Annotated in this window: 14 protein-coding genes and 1 tRNA gene; 9 read left to right on the top strand and 6 right to left on the bottom strand. The window is 37.4% G+C overall.

All coding sequences use genetic code 11. From position 1 onward, the window contains the following. Positions 1–12 precede the first annotated feature (12 nt). The 4 genes from C0V77_RS01985 to C0V77_RS01970 all read right to left on the bottom strand — a co-directional run bounded on the left by C0V77_RS01985 (position 13) and on the right by C0V77_RS01970 (position 3,714). A tRNA-Gln gene (locus C0V77_RS01985) sits at positions 13–83 on the bottom strand. Positions 84–150: 67 nt separating this feature from the next. After that, positions 151–975, bottom strand: coding sequence for an aminotransferase class IV (locus C0V77_RS01980; RefSeq protein WP_101724627.1), 825 nt, complete (start codon positions 973–975; stop codon positions 151–153). Between the two features lie 35 nt (positions 976–1,010). Beyond that, entirely contained in the window at positions 1,011–2,663 is a 1,653-nt protein-coding gene (locus C0V77_RS01975; protein WP_101724626.1) for a M28 family peptidase, read from the bottom strand. 133 nt (positions 2,664–2,796) lie between these two features. Further along, positions 2,797–3,714: a LysR family transcriptional regulator gene (locus C0V77_RS01970; protein ID WP_101724625.1), complete on the bottom strand. Its 918-nt coding sequence runs from the start codon at positions 3,712–3,714 to the stop codon at positions 2,797–2,799. A 93-nt stretch (positions 3,715–3,807) separates the two neighbouring features. On the opposite strand from C0V77_RS01970, the gene C0V77_RS01965 reads away from it, so the two are divergent. The 3 genes from C0V77_RS01965 (at position 3,808) to C0V77_RS01955 (ending at position 6,128) form a co-directional block, all read left to right on the top strand. After that, positions 3,808–5,244, top strand: coding sequence for an NADP-dependent isocitrate dehydrogenase (locus tag C0V77_RS01965; protein WP_101724624.1), 1,437 nt, complete (start codon positions 3,808–3,810; stop codon positions 5,242–5,244). Positions 5,245–5,253: 9 nt separating this feature from the next. After that, entirely contained in the window at positions 5,254–5,502 is a 249-nt protein-coding gene (locus tag C0V77_RS01960) for a hypothetical protein (RefSeq protein ID WP_101724623.1), read from the top strand. Between the two features lie 101 nt (positions 5,503–5,603). Next, positions 5,604–6,128: a hypothetical protein gene (locus tag C0V77_RS01955; protein ID WP_143705988.1), complete on the top strand. Its 525-nt coding sequence runs from the start codon at positions 5,604–5,606 to the stop codon at positions 6,126–6,128. A gap of 145 nt (positions 6,129–6,273) precedes the next feature. Here C0V77_RS01955 and C0V77_RS01950 read toward each other — a convergent pair whose 3' ends face one another. Next, positions 6,274–6,669: a helix-turn-helix domain-containing protein gene (locus tag C0V77_RS01950; RefSeq protein ID WP_101724621.1), complete on the bottom strand. Its 396-nt coding sequence runs from the start codon at positions 6,667–6,669 to the stop codon at positions 6,274–6,276. 441 nt (positions 6,670–7,110) lie between these two features. Between C0V77_RS01950 and C0V77_RS01945 the strand changes: the two genes are divergently transcribed. After that, positions 7,111–8,520 (top strand): TlpA disulfide reductase family protein, encoded by a 1,410-nt coding sequence (locus C0V77_RS01945; protein ID WP_101724620.1) that lies wholly within the window; start codon positions 7,111–7,113, stop codon positions 8,518–8,520. 366 nt (positions 8,521–8,886) lie between these two features. On the opposite strand, the gene C0V77_RS01940 is transcribed toward C0V77_RS01945, so the two are convergent. Continuing rightward, positions 8,887–9,282 (bottom strand): helix-turn-helix domain-containing protein, encoded by a 396-nt coding sequence (locus C0V77_RS01940; protein ID WP_101724619.1) that lies wholly within the window; start codon positions 9,280–9,282, stop codon positions 8,887–8,889. A 313-nt stretch (positions 9,283–9,595) separates the two neighbouring features. On the opposite strand from C0V77_RS01940, the gene C0V77_RS01935 reads away from it, so the two are divergent. The 5 genes from C0V77_RS01935 (at position 9,596) to C0V77_RS01915 (ending at position 16,170) form a co-directional block, all read left to right on the top strand. After that, positions 9,596–10,954 (top strand): glycosyltransferase, encoded by a 1,359-nt coding sequence (locus C0V77_RS01935; RefSeq protein WP_101724618.1) that lies wholly within the window; start codon positions 9,596–9,598, stop codon positions 10,952–10,954. Then, positions 10,951–12,570: a vitamin K epoxide reductase family protein gene (locus C0V77_RS01930; RefSeq protein ID WP_101724617.1), complete on the top strand. Its 1,620-nt coding sequence runs from the start codon at positions 10,951–10,953 to the stop codon at positions 12,568–12,570. Before C0V77_RS01935 ends, C0V77_RS01930 begins: the two co-directional genes overlap by 4 nt. Before the next feature lie 28 nt (positions 12,571–12,598). After that, positions 12,599–12,868: a hypothetical protein gene (locus C0V77_RS01925; protein WP_101724616.1), complete on the top strand. Its 270-nt coding sequence runs from the start codon at positions 12,599–12,601 to the stop codon at positions 12,866–12,868. A gap of 335 nt (positions 12,869–13,203) precedes the next feature. After that, the gene (locus tag C0V77_RS01920; RefSeq protein ID WP_158237867.1) at positions 13,204–14,598 is read left to right on the top strand and encodes a TlpA disulfide reductase family protein; all 1,395 of its coding nucleotides are present in this window, start codon (positions 13,204–13,206) and stop codon (positions 14,596–14,598) included. 129 nt (positions 14,599–14,727) lie between these two features. After that, positions 14,728–16,170, top strand: coding sequence for a TlpA disulfide reductase family protein (locus C0V77_RS01915; RefSeq protein ID WP_101724614.1), 1,443 nt, complete (start codon positions 14,728–14,730; stop codon positions 16,168–16,170). The last annotated feature ends 379 nt before the right edge of the window (positions 16,171–16,549 follow it).

Here is a 16,549-nt window from a genome sequence, read left to right as displayed (position 1 = left end):
TCTTTTGTTTAGTTGACCCACTAGGATTCGAACCTAGACATACAGAACCAAAATCTGTTGTACTACCCTTATACTATGGGTCAATCCTGAACTTGTGGGTGCAAAAGTAATAGTTTTTACCAAACCACGCAAGACATGGCAATAAATTTTTTACCAATTTTTTACCATTTCGTTAATCAGGTCTAATAAAAACTGTGTCTTTGCACCAATTTTACCGGTTCCTAATACATTATTGTCAACCCGGGTAATAGGCAGCACCCTTTTAGTAGTGCTGGTAGTAAATACTTCATCTGCTTCAAGCATTTCGGTAAACGAAATACTTCTTTCTTCTATTTTAAAGTGAGGTTTGGCCAGTTCAAGGGTTGTTCTTCTGGTAATACCTTTCAGAATATCAGTATTGGGGGTTATTAGCGTATCACCTTTAAAAATAAATACATTGCTTCGGCTCAGTTCACTTATAAAGCCATTTTTATGATACAGTACGTCAGACGCCTGCGCTGCCTTAATATCAGCCTGGAGTATCATATAATGCTTGTAGTCGGTACTTTTTACCTCTGGCAGATCTCTTACAAACTCATAAGCAATTACTTTTATGCCGTTTGCATACTCTTCCGGTTTTACGGGATGAATATCTTCGCTCATAATCAGCAGATTCGGTTTGCTCATCGAAACGCTGTCTTCAGAGTAACCGCCGGTCAATATAAAACGGATGGCGCAGTCGTCAAGACCAGATTTCTCAACCAGTTGCATTACTATTTTGTAGGCTTCAGCTTTCTGAACCGGGTTAGGCAGGCGCAGAAGCCTAGCCGAGCGTTCGTAACGCTCCCAGTACCAGTCCCATTGAAATGGGCGGCCATTATAGGTGCGGAAATAATCAAAAAGACCATAGCCACGCAAGAGCCCCAGGTCGGTAATGTGTACAGATGTCTGCTCTGAAGAGCCGATTTGGCCATTAAAGTAGCAATGATGCGCCATTAGTGCTGGTTAATTGGTTTAATTCTACAAAAATATCATTTTCCGGCCGTTGTCTCAAAAAAATCTCCCTTATTCCAGGCGGGTCTTGCGGGGTTTTGCGCAACCAGATAACTTATCAGAAAGTTTACCTGCGCATATTTACGTCCGGCAGACCACACAAAAGTATCATTTACCTCGTCAGATGGTTTATGATAATTGGCTTCTCTCCACACTTTCACCTTTTCGGCCAGGTTTTTCTCAATTGTAGTTTTTTTGTAGCCATATTTAATATGCAGCGCAGGTATGCCAGCTTTTACAAAATTATACTGGTCGCTTCTTACAAAACGTCCTTCAGACGGGTCCGGGTCTGGCTCAACGTTCAGCCCCACATAGCCGGCAGCTTCTTCTACCACTTTCTGTAAGCTACTGTGTTCGGCGCCTAAAGGAGCTACCGACTCCAGCGGAGCCATTATGGTAGGCATGTCGGTGTTGATATCGGCTACAAGCTGCTGTTTAGGTAAGGTGGGTAAAGCATTGAAATAACCCGAGCCCAGCAAGCCCAGTTCTTCGGCTGTCATCATGGCAAATACCACCGAGCGTTTGGGTTTGGTGGCCAGTTTGGTGTAGGCACGGGCAATCTCAAGCGCGCAGGCAACACCAGAGGCGTTATCGTGCGCACCATTATAGATTGAGTCTCCGTTAACAGGTTTCCCTACCCCCAGGTGGTCAAGATGGGCAGAATGAATAACAAATTCGTTTTTAAGTTTGGGGTCAGAACCCTCTACTTTACCTATTACATTAAAGCTCTCGGTGTCTTCAAAAGCAGATTCATAATGCCCGCTTAAAGAACCCTTCAACGATTTACTTACGTATATCCCTTTTTCAAGCGTTTGCCATATTGTATCCAGGTTTTCTCCTTCAGCCTGCATCAGTTCTTTCAGAAACGGCACCGTAATACCACCGGCCATCTGTATTTTTCCTCCCAGAACCGATGCCGAACTGGCCCTTTTACCGTCGGGCAGAATAGCTGCACCAATACCATTTACTGACATATTATTGGCCAGGGCTTTAAACTGAACATTGTTGTTGGTATAGTTACAAACCAAAACGCCGATGGCGCCGTTTTTAGCGGCGTATTCCTGCAGGGTAGCAGGGTATTGCAGATGTAGTTTCACATTGGCCGACAGGTGGTCTGGCACTTTACGAAGCACAATCACTATTTTGCCTTTCACATCCAGGTTTTTATAGTCCTGAATACCAATGGCGGGGGCGTCAAAACCAGTGCCTACAAAAGCCAGAGGCGCATCAAAATCAATAGATTTCAGTTCTGGATGCGGATACACAAAAAACTCATTACCCAGCGTCAATGGTTTTTTTGCGCCGTTGGCCAAAGTTATTGTCAAGGTTGTTTGCTCTTTAATGAGGCGGCTTTTGCGTAAAGTTACCTTTTGCAGGTATGTGCCGTGTTCTCCGGCAGGCTGTAATCCCATTTCTTTATATTGCTTCTGCACATAATCTACAGCCATCCGGAAACCCTCTTTTCCGGGCTGACGACCCTTCAGCTTGTCGTCGGCAAGATACATCACATGAGCCTTAATGCGATTAGAATCAATCTGCTCTATGGCCATTCGGGCATCGTTGTTCAAAGGTTTTTGCGCTATTGAAATGAAAGGCAATAAAGTAAAGAAGAGGTTAAGCAGGTGCTTCATGAAATTATCCAGTCAGGTTTAGTTTGTTAATTCAGATGAATTTTTCGCTAAATTACGTAAAAATGTTAAGTTGGCAGTTTGCGCCAATGTTTAAATTAATCAGTAATACAGAGTAAATTGCCCATGTTGGTTATTAATACTGCTCATACCAACTGAATTTGGCCTCGACAATTTCCGATTTTTTCTTGTTCAGGTGCGACAGAAACGCCAAAGAAATCGGTGCATGTTTTTTGCCTTTCAGCCATATAAGGCTCCAGGTGGTTTTGATGGGCAGGCCCTCTGTCTTAATTATCTGTAATTCGCCATTCTGCAGTTCATTCCTGATACCAATCAGGGGCATAATAGAATACCCCAAACCCGCCAGCAATGCCTGCTTAACAGCCTCGTTTGATGTAAGCTCCATTTTTTTCAAAACCTCAATATGATTTCGCTCAATAAAGCTTTCCATGGTTTGCCTGGTGCCTGAGCCCTTTTCTCTGAAAATAAGTGGGTATTGAGTAAAAATTTCCTGCGGTGCCAGGCTTTTTTCTACGCTTGTTTTGCCTACCAGATAAAGTTTGTTTTGCAGCAGGTCAAGTTTTTCAATGTTAAGTGTGGTGGGTAAGATAGAAACAAGTGCAAAATCTACTTCGTTGTTTTCAAGGCTTTCTACTACCTTGTTTTTATTGGTTACGTCCATCACTAATTCTATGCCTGTGTGCTGCTGCATAAAATCAGTAAGAAAGTACGGCATAACGTATTTGCCTGTTGATACCACCGAAATCTTAAGCCGGCCAGTAAGCTGGCCCTTATAAGCCAGTGTTTTATAATTAATAGCATATACCTGATTAATAATATTCTCTGCGGCATCGGCAATTTCTCTTCCAAAATCGGTAATGTAAATTTTCCTGCCTACTACTTCTGTAAGGGCAATATCAAACTGGTCCTGAAAATTCTTAAGTTGTATAGATACTGCCGGTTGGGTCAGGTTCAGGTCTTCTGCAGCTTTAGTTACACTTTGGGTTTGTACTACTTTTAAAAAAATCTGCAATTGGTTAAGTGTGTAATTCATAAGTTTTTTTTATGATTTTCATTACAAACATAAATAAAAATTTATTATTTAAAATGCAGAATTTTGTGCCGTTAAAAATAAACCCAATAGAAAATGACAAAAATAACGATTGCAAAAGGAGACGGCATAGGGCCTGAAATAATGGATGCCACACTAGAAATTATAATGGCGGCAGGCGCTGAAATTGAAGCAGAGGAAATAGAGGTAGGGGAGAAAGTATATCTGGCGGGCAATACCTCTGGTATAGCTGCTGAGGCCTGGGATACCATTATACGCAACAAGGTTTTTTTAAAAGCGCCCATTACTACACCGCAGGGTGGGGGCTATAAAAGTCTGAACGTTACCACCCGAAAATTTCTGGGTTTATATTCAAACGTTAGACCCTGCATGAGCTTGTATCCTTTTGTGAATACGAAGCATCCTGAAATGGATATTGTGATTATCCGTGAAAATGAGGAAGACCTATACGCAGGTATTGAGCATCAGCAGACCGACGAGGTGGTTCAGTGCCTGAAACTGATAAGCAGACCAGGCTGCGAAAAAATTGTACGTTATGCTTTTGAGTACGCCAGACAGCAAAACCGAAAAAAGGTAACCTGTTTTACAAAAGACAATATCATGAAGCAAACCGATGGCTTGTTTCATCAGGTTTTCGATGAGATTGCCAAAGAATACCCGGAAATAGAAAACGAACACTGGATAATAGATATTGGTGCGGCAAAAATGGCCGATACCCCTGAAGCCTTTGATGTAATTGTAATGCCCAATTTATATGGTGACGTGCTGAGCGATGTGGCAGCTCAGATAACGGGTTCGGTGGGTCTGGCGGGTTCTGCCAATATCGGTGAAGAATGCGCCATGTTTGAGGCAATTCATGGCTCAGCACCCAGAAGAGCAGGGCAAAACGTGGCTAATCCTTCAGGGTTGCTCAATGGAGCCATTATGATGCTTAACCATATTGGCCAAACAGAGGTGGCCGAGAAAGTACATAATGCCTGGCTGAAAACGCTTGAAGATGGTATACATACCTATGATATTTTTAAAGAAGGCGTAAGTAAGCAAAAAGTAGGAACCAAGGAATTTGCCCAGGCAGTAATTGGTAATCTGGGCTGTAAACCAGCCACGCTGAAGCCGGTTAGCTACGCCGGAAATTCAACGCTTAATCTCCCTAAATACGTCCGAAAGCCTGCCGCCAAAAAAGAACTGGTCGGGGTTGATGTTTTTGTTCACTGGTCAGGCACAGACCCTGAGGAACTGGCGCCGATTATTAAAAAAATTGAAAGTGAGGCAGCGGTGTTAAGCATGATTACCAACCGCGGTATAAAAGTATGGCCGAACGGGTTTAAAGAGACCTTCTGCACCGACCACTGGCGATGCCGTTTTAAACCAGCTGAAGGCAAAGCAATAGATAAAAATGATATTATTGAATTGCTGGGTAAGGCGCTGGCTGAGAATATAGATACCATAAAAACCGAAAACCTTTATGCCTTTGATGGCAAACCGGCTTACTCATTAGGACAAGGTCAATAAATTAAAAATATGAACATTCAACTTATAAATGGCGAGTTCAGCTGTAATGATGCCCTGCAGCTTGTAACGCAAATGGTACATGCCAAAATCAGGTATCATGAAAGTAAGATTGCTTTAGACAGCACTGAAGAAGACATCAAATACCGGGAGTCTAGAATAAAAGGTCTACAAAAAGAACTGTTTGAGTTCAGGAATCTGGTCATGAGTAAAAGTGGCAATATAAAGCTGGATGCCGTTATATCTGCCCGGCTTATGTAAGCATAATTTATGTGCCATTGAATGGAAGGGCGCGCTTGCTGAAATGACGGCGCGCTCTTTGTCTCTCAAGCTGTTGTTGATAAAATTTCATCTAAAAAAACATGGCCGCAAAACTATTTATTGTTTGTCCGTTTTCAAATATGGAGGCCTTTCTGCAATCCAGATTCGGGGTCGACGCTTTCTTTCTGTCTTATCCCGGCGCTTCGTTGCTGCAGGCAGAAGATTTTGATTCGGTCATTAATTATTTAATTACTGAAGAGAGCATTAGAACCATATATCTGGTAAATGATGCAGACTGCAGGTTTATTAAGAGTGTAATTGAAAAAAAAGGTATGAATGGCTTGCCTCACGAACAAGCTTTGGAAGAGCTATACATTGAGCATTATTTTTCTTGTTTCAAAGACAGGCCATCAGCTGAACAGCAGTTCAAACTGGCAGAGTTGAACGTAAATGAGCAGGTGGCAAGGGTAATTAGTTATTTAGGCTTCACACATGGCAGTCAGGCTACCAGCATAGAGGTAAAAGGTCTTGTCGCAAACAAAAAAGCCAGGACCCTCAAAGAAATAGAGAAAGATAAGTCTGCAAGGAGTGCCCTTAATTTTACCTGTTTTAGCCTGAAAGTATAAAAAAGCCAAGCGTCAAAGAAGAAGCCTGCAGTTTTCTTTCTTTGAAGAAGAGGCCAGCAAAACAAAAAAGTGAGCGGGTATCCTAACCTCAGGGCATTATCTGCTGGCAATTAATCGCATAAAAGCTGGTTATAAAATGCACAGTTCATACCAGCCGTTTTCTTAACAGATTAATTTCTTCCTGCTGACTTCTGAGAATTGATTCTTTTTCCTGCAACTTAAACTGCAATTCACCCGCCCGCTCTTTCAGATAAGCAATTTGTTCTTCTAAATTCTGAGTAAATTTCTGATACAATTTAAGCTCATTTTCATGGCTTTTGTTTTCAATAGAATAAGCACGCCTCTGGCCGTAAGCCTGGTAAGAAACTTCTATGCCGCAAACCTTGGTGATTACGGGATAATACTTAGGCGCAACAGTAGTTTTTTGGTTAACCCAGTTGTTGTAGGTGGCTTGCGAAACATTGAGCAACGCGGCCATTTCATGTTGTGTTAATTTCTCCTCTAATTGAGGATTAAAGAGAACTTCTTCAATAGGTTTCATCGCAGCAATAAAGTTAAGGATTAGTATATCATAAAAAACTAACGAAAGATAAAGATTATCATCTTATTATTCAAATGATAACAAATCCAAAGTTTCGCATAAGGCATTGATAGTAAGAAAGTTATATTGAAGTTTATTAGGGGTTCTATTGTTATACGGTACCATTTTTATTAAAAACTATCACTTTAATTATTAGTGTTTTGGTTGTATATGAGATAAAAGGGTTTCACATTTGTAATAAATACCGAAAAAAAAATTATGAATAATAATATAACCTTAACTTTTCAAAAATACTTGTAAATTATTAATGCGAAGGTCTGGTTGCACCTTTGTAGATCCCAAAGGAAGCTCGTGCCATACTTAACAGTAATTTTCATTTTTAGCTTATCAATTTATAACCCTTTAATTCCTGAAGATTAAAGGGTTACAATATCAAAAATTATGCGCCATCTTATTTTCTTTTTTCTGCTGATAAGCAGTGTAGTTTATTCACAAAAAATAAGCATTGAAATAAAAGTGCCTGAGTTGTCGATAATTGATTCCATTCAGTTGTCTAAAGAAATATTTAATAGCAACAAGATAATTTTTTCAGAAAAGGAGATTAAAAAAAATGCTTTTCAATTTAAAGCGGGCAATCCTGGCTTTTACTTATTGAAAATTAATACTACAAATATAAATGTCTATTTAAAACCCAACCAAAGTTATAGTTTAACAATCAAAGAATTGAAAGATGGCCCATTGGAGGTGAAATTTGGGGATTCAATTAATGATTATTTACAAAAGCAAAATGATTTAACTCAGAATTACAGATATAATGGTAAGAGTTTAATAAGGTGTGATGGAGAGACCGAATTTCCGATAGCTCTGCAGGATTTACTTCAGAAACATGAAGATTTGCTTCAAAAACTTTGTGATAGTATTTCTGTTTCTTCTTTAGATAAAAAACTTTTAAGAAGTCGGTTTGTAAATTACAGCAATTGGCAAAAATTAATTAAAACTTTATCATATTATAGTGATAAGACTGAAAAAGTACCTGATTATTTTCAAATATCAGCAGAATTGCTTGACATAAAAAGCAAGAATTTGTCTTATGGCAATAACATGTTTATACCTATGCTGCGTATGTACACAACTTATTTAGCCACATCTTCATTTGTTAATAAATTTAATAAAAAGGAACTTGAAACCACACCTCAAAAGTTGATAATAGCTGAATACCAAAAGAATGGAATTAATACGATTAATTCACTTTCATTAGATACAGAGATTAAAGACCTTATGCTCTTCTATTTTATGGAATCTCAGATTCGCGCTATTCATTATTCTGATGATACAACCTATTTATCTGAAAAATATATAAAAAACGCAGAGTATCTGGCTATTTTAAGAGATAAGTTAAGATTGTTAATTTATAGTAGTATTCCTGATTTAAGCTTAGAAAAAGATGATGGAACTACCATTAAGTTGTCAGAATTAAAAGGTAAAGTTATATACGTAGATTTTTGGGCTACTTGGTGTGCGCCATGTATAAAGGAGTTTAGTCATTCTATAAACTTAAGAAAAAAATTTAAAGATAGAGAAGACCTGGTGTTTATCTATGCATCTCAAGATAGTGATAAAGATAAATGGAGAATGTTTTTAAAAAATCATCCTGACTTACAGGGATTACATGTTGTGTTAAAAGAGGAACAACTACAAAAATTAAGCAACTCTATAAATTTAAAATCTATTCCTCATTATTTAATTATTGACAAGGCCGGTAAAATTGCAATGAACTTTGCTCCTCGTCCTTCAGATAATAAAACCAGTATTATTCTCCAAAAAGTGCTAGATAATAAACCTATTAAGTAGTTATTTACTCAATGCGTAATCTGTGTTTATTCATGTTTGCACTATTATCTGTTTTCACCCGTAGGTTTAAAAAGATTCCAATTAGGTGTTCACTATTAATTATACCATAAATTATAGAGGGTCTTGTCGCAAACAAAAAAGCCGGGACCCTCAAAGAAATAGAGAAAGATAAGTCTGCTGATTATGCCCTTAATTTTACCTGTTTTAGCCTGAAAGTATAAAAAAGCCAAGCGTCAAAGAAGAAGCCTGCAGTTTTCTTTCTTTGAAGAAGAGGCCAGCAAAACAAAAAAGTGAGCGTGTATCCTAACTTCAGGGCATTATCTGCCGGCAATTAATCGCATAAAAGCTGGTTATAAAATGCACAGTTCATACCAGCCGTTTTCTTAACAGATTAATTTCTTCCTGCTGACTTCTGAGAATTGATTCTTTTTCCTGCAGCTTAAACTGCAATTCACCCGCCCGCTCTTTCAGATAAGCAATTTGTTCTTCTAAATTCTGAGTAAATTTCTGATACAATTTAAGCTCATTTTCATGGCTTTTGTTTTCAATAGAATAAGCACGCCTCTGGCCGTAAGCCTGGTAAGAAACTTCTATGCCGCAAACCTTGGTGATTACGGGATAATACTTAGGCGCAACAGTAGTTTTTTGGTTAACCCAGTTGTTGTAGGTGGCTTGCGAAACATTGAGCAACGCGGCCATTTCATGTTGTGTTAATCTCTTCTCTAATTGATAATTAAAGAGAGCTTCTTCTATAGGTTTCATCGCAGCAATATAGTTAAGGATTAGTATTCAGTAACTAAATAGAGTAACGCAAAGTAAAAAATATTATTTGAATAGTCAATAGTTAATAATTCGGTATTTAAGTTAAGTGCTTTATAGTCAGGCAGCTGTACAAAATCAATAACTGCGGGCATTACAAATATAGAATTTTATTAAGATTTATTATTATTTTATTATTAGTGTTTTGATTGATTTTACAAATCAAAACCCACAAATTTGATTTGTAAAGGTTTTAGAACAGTTTGTTTTTAGAAAACAGCCTTTAACTTTTACATGTGACTATCAAACTACTTTTATGAAACTCCCCGGTTTACTTTTTATACCGGCTTCTATTCGTAGCCACGTAATGCCTGCTATGTATGTAGCCGATTTACTTGCCGATAAGTACGAAATTTACTTTGCAGTAACCGATGATATACTGGCAGATTTAGTTGAAAAAAACGGTTATAAGGCAATCAGACAAAGTGGCGTAAAAGTGATGTTCAACATGGAAAGTACTTTTATGGCCATTGAAAAGAAAAAAAAGGTCAGTTTCTGGAGTTTATCAAAGGCCTATTGGAACAACGAGCTATTCAGGTATCGCCAGAATGAATTAAGCCATATTTTAGAAGTAGTAAAACCCGCAAGTGTTGTTATTGACATATTTAGTAGTACCGACTATCTGGTACTGAAATCACTCAATCAAAGCCTGAATATAGTTTTTTTCAATCCCATGCTGTCTACGTATAGGGTAAATGGTTATCCGATAGTATCAGAGGGGGCCTGGTTAAAAAACAGGGCAATTGAGCCTAAGAAAACAAAAGGAAAGCCGGGTTTCTGGTGGAATTTTACCCATCCTAAACGAAGCATTCTTGCATACCTGAACCAGCGACAGGAAAAGCACATATTTCAAAAAAGCGGAGTGTCAGAGAACACGCTAGACAAAGAAAATCATTTTACAAAGATGTTACGGGGGGTGCCGGAGTTGATTGCAGCACCGCTTGAATTTGAGTTTTCGCCTCATGTAAGGCAGGAATGGCAGCATTATCTGGGCCTTTGTACCCGCTCGCAAAGGCAGGATACTGAATTGGACACTTCTTTTGCCGAATTATGGCCAGATATTAAAAAGCATCGGGCAAACGGGCAAAAAATTATCTATTGCAGTTTTGGTACCTATTATGCCGGGCCGGATAGAACACTTCTGAATTTTGTCTCCAATCTGGTTGAGGTAATATATGAGCTTGGTAATATTCAACTTATTATATCTGTCAACCGGTTTGTTATTGAGACATTCAAATCTCAGTTAAAGGCAGGGGGTAACATCTGGTTTTTTTCAAGAGTACCACAGCTTGAGGTACTCAAAGAGAGCGATTTATTGATAACCCATGGCGGTTTGGGTTCAATTAAAGAAGCCATTGAGTTTGGGGTGCCAATGTTGGTTTATCCACTGGATATGCACTACGACCAGAATGGAAACGGCTTGAAGGTGGAGTATCATGGTATAGGGTTGATGGGGAATTTTGCCTATGAACGTACAAATGATATGAAATCAAAAATTGAAAGGCTTTTAAATCATGCGGTATTTAAAGAAAAAACCACCGAAAGTTTGCAAAAAATAAAAAGCTGTTATTCGCATCAAAGGAATCAGGTAATACTTAATCAGCTAGGACTATGAAATTAAACATGAATGAAAAAAATGTATTTGAAGCACTTTGGCAATTATTAACCATTTCAAAAGTTAAGGTTACCGAAACAAGCCTCAAAAGTGCCATTCTTCAGCATAATCATCCGACTTCAATACTAGGTATAAGTGAAATACTGAATGAACTGCATATACCCAATCTGGCAACCAGACTTGACCCTGGGCAGCTCTATGAAATTCCGTTGCCTGCTATTGCCTATTTTGACGACAATGGTGGCAGTTTTGTGACGATTACCAAAGTTGAAAACGATACAATTGAATGGAGACATGACATTGAAGGGATACGTAAAGAATCAATTACCAACTTTACTCATAAATGGCAGGGAATAACTTTATTAATAGAGCCCAATGAAGAATCTGGTGAGCTAAACTTTAAGCAAAATCGTAGTAATGAAATTCTGAATCGTTTGCGTTTGCCATTTTTTGTGGTAGGTCTGCTAGTAATCTTGGGTGTAATGGGCTTTGAAACTTTTCAGAAGATTTCATTTCATAACAACCAGCTGTATTACATTTTGCTGCTAACTAAAACTATCGGATTAACTTTTTCTGCTATGTTAGTTTGGTATAGTTTTGATGCAACCAACTCATTTCTGCAAAGTGTGTGTATATTCAATAATAAGTCAAACTGTGATTCTATATTAAACGCTCCTGCGGCAAAGTTATTTGGATGGATATCATGGGCAGAAATCGGTTTTTTCTATTTTTCAGGTGGTTTTTTAGCGCTGCTATTTGATGGTGTACGTGCCATTCCTTTCATTCAGATTCTGGGGGTTATGGTGATGCCTTTTACCCTCTGGTCGGTTTATTATCAGGGTTTTGTTGTGCGGAAATGGTGTGTCTTATGCCTTGGTATTCAAGTTTTATTTTGGATAGAGTTTTTGTTCAACTGGCCAATAAATACTGGTTTACCTGCTACTTTTTCATATAAAATTGTACTAATAGCTTTTCTGGTTACCCCTGTTCTCTGGGTATTAATAAAAGGCCTCCTCATAAAATCATTGCGGGCAGATGGTCTTTACTTTGAACTACAAAAACTAAAGTTCAACACCGATTTTGTGAATACAATATTTAGTAAAGAAGCATTTCTGCCTCCGTTTTTTGATGGAATGCAGACTATACAACTGGGCAACAATGATGCCGGCAATCATTTACTCTTAATCTTGAGCCCCGGTTGTGGCTCTTGTAGGCAATCTTATTTTGCAGCGAAAAGGTTGGTAGAGAACGATGGTAATATAAAGATTGATATAGTTTTGGCCGCATCAATGGCTGTACATGATGAGGGAGGTAGGGTTGCATCGCAGATATTGGGTCAGGCCAACGGTATTGATACAAAAACTGCTTTGGATGAATGGTTTAACGATAATAACAAAGACATAGAGAAATGGGAGGCAAAATTTGGAATAAGGAATGATAACAAAAATGGACGAGAACAAATGGCTCTGCATTTAAGATGGTTGGAAATGGCAAACATCAGAGAAGCACCAGTTAGATTCCTTAATAACAGGTTTATCCCTAAAACATATCAGGCCGATGATCTGGGTAAAATAGTCAGGAATCAATTCAATCTAGGATTTGCAAATCAAACTTAAATAATTCTCAATTTAACATTTAAGAATCATGGAAAAACTGTTAAAATTCAAAAGTTCTTCATTATCAAAATCAGAAATGGCAAAAATTCTGGGAGGTGGTCAATGCGGCTATCAACAGAAAGTTTATCATACTATGTGGGATGCCTACCTCAAAAGCTATACTACAGTTGTAACCACTTATTGGAAACCTGCCCCTTATGATTCGAATGGTGTTTCAAAAAAGAATGCCGTATATCTGGCAGGTCAAAACGGAACACATTATTGTTGTGATCGTTGCCCGTGGAATTATCCAGTTTAATGGAGTTATTAAAACTCGGTAAATACTTTTGGTTTCATGATTTTGATACTTTTACCTGATGGATAATAAGTTAAAAGTAGTTCAAACAAAGAGTAAGTAGGTTTCTACTTACTCTTGAAAGGCACTGTGGTGCAGAGAGGGCAGTGTCCAAAAAACCAATTGCCATGATACCGAAAAATCTTGTTTTACCAGACCAATCAACCGTTAACGAAATGCGAAAATCAGCCGGGTGTAGACTTTTTTTTACCATTAGTAATGCTTACGCTTTACAAAAAAAATGCTTGCCAATTTGGGAGCATTCACTTTGGCTTACGATCGTTTATTTTGTTCTTTTTGTGTTTTTTTCGTGTTCGGCAGATAAAGCAAAGAATGATAAGCTTAAGGTTGTCCAGAATTCAGCAGGCAAAGGTTACTCGCAGAAAACTCCGGGTTATATATACTTCACATTAGAAGCCAATACCGCCAGAGAACTATTACTGAATTGTAATTCTATGGATGGATATGCGCTGGTTACCCTGAATAAAAATAAATTAAAAGATTCGATTCTTTCCGGCGACAATTTAATGGTAACTATAAACTCAATGAATAAAGAGTTTACATTCAATATTTCGCAGGAATTCAGAAAAGGGGATGTCATAGAAATTGCTGTTAATAAAAAGGATTATCCTATTTTTAGATTAAAGAATCGGAGTTTTAACTTCAATGAGATGAACTATTACACCTTACTGAATCTGAAAAGTATAGGAATAGATGATTTCGATCAGAAAATTTCAAATACAGTAGCGCTTGAGCAAGGCTCTAAAGCAAAGATATTGAAGGGAGAATTTCTGAGTCCAACAAAAAGCATACAATATAGTCAGCATTTCCTGGATAGCCTTTATAGAAATAACCTCGTTTCAGAGCAGTTCTATCAGGAAACCAAACAAAGACAAACATACAATTTTTATAGCGGGTTGCTTCAAAGCAGAAATAAAAGCCAGGTTGATACACATATCAACAAACAATTGATTAATGATAGTCTGGTAAATAAGCTATACTATATTCAGTTTCTTTATAATTGGGCTAAATATCTGGTTGAAAAGGATTTCACTTCCAGTAATCATATCAGATATTTTGCGAAGTGCGAAGAAATTTATGAAGGTAAATCAAAAACAGGTGTGCTTATGTACGCCTTAGGAATGGTTCATTCACAAAGCAGGAACGAAGCCCAAAAGCTGGCGAGGCGTTTTTATAAAACAACTGTCGACAGCTCAATCAAAAGTTTTTTGCATGCTACTTACTTTCAATCTGATAAGGCAGCGGGGCAGGCAAAGATTATTGATTTACATGGAAGAAAATTCGACAATCTTAATGAAGTAATCAAGACAGACAAACAAGCTTTTTATTATCTCGATTTCTGGGCCTCATGGTGTATTCCATGCAGAATTGAAATGCCTGTATCTGTTCAATTAAAGCGAATATATGAAAATAAGGGTATTAAATTTCTGTATCTGTCGATAGACGAGAGTCATGATGCTTGGAGAAAAGCTAACACCCAATTGAACTTAGGTAATCAGGGAAATCTTTTGCTGACGAATGCTGAGCAGTCAGAAATTATAAGAAAATTCGACATCTCGGCTATTCCCCGCTATATGATAATGGATAAACAAGGCAAAATTATTAATACAGATGCCCCACGCCCATCAGATCCTAAAATCAGAGAAATTTTTGATGAGTTGTTGAAGAAGTAAGATATTCTTGAAGTGTCTAAAAATGAAGCAACTGCTTTTATTACCTGGTGTGGGGGATAAGCTGTTTATTATTGCTGTGATGACTGTTCTGCTAATAAATGATGTGAATCTTTTTTTTTACAAGACTTGATGAAAATCAGAGCTTGTGAATTTCAGATTAATCCTACAAATATGAAATTTGCTTATTGTAATCTTTTAGCAATTATCTTTTTTAGTTGTGCAATCGAGCAGAATAAAATGCAGGATAAGGCCTTGGCAAATCCTGACATTGATTCTGTAAGGGTTAAGGTAAAAAAAGATGTTTTAAAATACCAATTACTGGCTTATGAGGACACGTATGATGATTTAAATGATTTGACCGAAGGCCTGAATTCGATTCCGGACTCTATGTTAATCTCTACTTCAAGTTGGCGCTCGCAGGATATATTAATACGACACAATAGTAACATAGTTGAAATTGAGGTAGATACCGCTCGGCCTGATTTGGTTGTGGCTAAAACGGAAAACGATAAATTTAACAGAGAGCTTAATTTTGACTATAGCTATAGAGTCCAATCATACACAGAAAATGAAAACACATTCTTAAATGCTTTCTTTTTAGATAATGAGTATTTAACAAACTATGCGTTAAGAGAAGAAAAAATTGACAGGAAATTTAAGGACAAAGAGAACTATTTAAAGGAATATTGTGAGCGATTTAACTTAGACAAAGCATTTTTAAACGATTGGATGAACATTATTAAGTATGATAAATTATATAGGAGAACGTATTTTGGCAACTATGAAAAATGGGACAGGAAATATCTGGAGGAACTGAGTAAGAGTGTTTCAGAATTGAACCAGCACCGTTTATTGAATATGCCTTTTTATCGCAAAAGTTGCTGGGGTATAGTAAACCTGCTTTATTACCTGAAGTATGGTAAAGAGTCCATAGAACTAAAAAAAATGTTTGCTGTCATTGACCAGAACTTTAAGGCTTATACTAAAGATTATCTGCAGTTTAAATTATTATTTTGGGTCGATAAGCAAACCACCCTGATTAGATTTTCTAAAAATGAATATGATAGCTTAACCAATGTTTTTTATGCTACCAGCAAAACATCTGGGTATAATAATTACTTACGCAAGAGCCTTAGTTTAAAGAAAATCAGATTTAATAGTGATGAATTAATCAGTACCGGTCAGCGGGTAAAAACGCTCACTGAAATTCTTAACAACCAATTAACCTATATTGATTTTTGGGCGTCTTGGTGTGTTCCGTGCAGACAAGAAATGCCAGATTCAAAAAAACTGGCAATTGATTACAAAAATAAGGGGATTAATTTTGTTTATATCTCTATGGATGACAACCCTGTGGCATGGCAAAAGGCAATAAAACAGATTGGGTTATCTGAAACGCATAATTATTTATTGCCAAATGGAAATGATTCAGAGATAGCCAAAAAGCTAAAAATAGTGGCTATTCCAAGATACATAATCATGGACAAAGAGGGTAAAATTATCAATACTGATGCGCCACGTCCATCAGACCCGAAAATCAGAGAAGTTTTTGATGAGTTGTTGAAGAAGTAAGATATCGACTTGACACCTAAAGTAAATACTTATAACCTATACAAAGCAGTTGACGGAGTACATGATTGCTGGTCTCATTGTAACGCCGCTACTTGGTGCAAAGGTTGTTAGTGATAGATATTTAGGCTTAAAGATAGCAAGCCATTAACTCAAATTGCAGCAATGAGATTTTTCAGTTTTGCATTTACCTGATTAATCGTGCTTTCGTGCAAAAAGAACAATGAATAAGAATGCCCCGTTGTTGATGAAGTTTACGTAGGGCAGTAGCGTAATTAAAAATTTAGACACAAATACTTAGAGAATTTAGAAATGAAAAATTTGGGTAAGCTGTTAAAGGTATTTTATCTTTTTATTTGTGTATTTATTATTAATTCATCTT

This window comes from Emticicia sp. TH156, from assembly GCF_002855535.1.
Lineage (GTDB): Bacteria > Bacteroidota > Bacteroidia > Cytophagales > Spirosomataceae > Emticicia > Emticicia fluvialis.
This window is presented reverse-complemented; position numbering and strand designations above follow the sequence as displayed.

Excerpts from the sequence above, each read along its gene's own strand:
- C0V77_RS01980 (WP_101724627.1), bottom strand. The coding sequence starts at position 975 with ATGGCGCATCATTGCTACTTTAATGGCCAAATCGGCTCTTCAGAGCAG.
- C0V77_RS01925 (WP_101724616.1), top strand. The coding sequence starts at position 12,599 with ATGGAAAAACTGTTAAAATTCAAAAGTTCTTCATTATCAAAATCAGAA.
- C0V77_RS01965 (WP_101724624.1), top strand. The coding sequence starts at position 3,808 with ATGACAAAAATAACGATTGCAAAAGGAGACGGCATAGGGCCTGAAATA.
- C0V77_RS01975 (WP_101724626.1), bottom strand. The coding sequence starts at position 2,663 with ATGAAGCACCTGCTTAACCTCTTCTTTACTTTATTGCCTTTCATTTCA.
- C0V77_RS01960 (WP_101724623.1), top strand. The coding sequence starts at position 5,254 with ATGAACATTCAACTTATAAATGGCGAGTTCAGCTGTAATGATGCCCTG.
- C0V77_RS01915 (WP_101724614.1), top strand. The coding sequence starts at position 14,728 with ATGAAAATCAGAGCTTGTGAATTTCAGATTAATCCTACAAATATGAAA.
- C0V77_RS01950 (WP_101724621.1), bottom strand. The coding sequence starts at position 6,669 with ATGAAACCTATTGAAGAAGTTCTCTTTAATCCTCAATTAGAGGAGAAA.
- C0V77_RS01930 (WP_101724617.1), top strand. The coding sequence starts at position 10,951 with ATGAAATTAAACATGAATGAAAAAAATGTATTTGAAGCACTTTGGCAA.
- C0V77_RS01935 (WP_101724618.1), top strand. The coding sequence starts at position 9,596 with ATGAAACTCCCCGGTTTACTTTTTATACCGGCTTCTATTCGTAGCCAC.
- C0V77_RS01940 (WP_101724619.1), bottom strand. The coding sequence starts at position 9,282 with ATGAAACCTATAGAAGAAGCTCTCTTTAATTATCAATTAGAGAAGAGA.
- C0V77_RS01955 (WP_143705988.1), top strand. The coding sequence starts at position 5,604 with ATGGCCGCAAAACTATTTATTGTTTGTCCGTTTTCAAATATGGAGGCC.
- C0V77_RS01945 (WP_101724620.1), top strand. The coding sequence starts at position 7,111 with ATGCGCCATCTTATTTTCTTTTTTCTGCTGATAAGCAGTGTAGTTTAT.
- C0V77_RS01970 (WP_101724625.1), bottom strand. The coding sequence starts at position 3,714 with ATGAATTACACACTTAACCAATTGCAGATTTTTTTAAAAGTAGTACAA.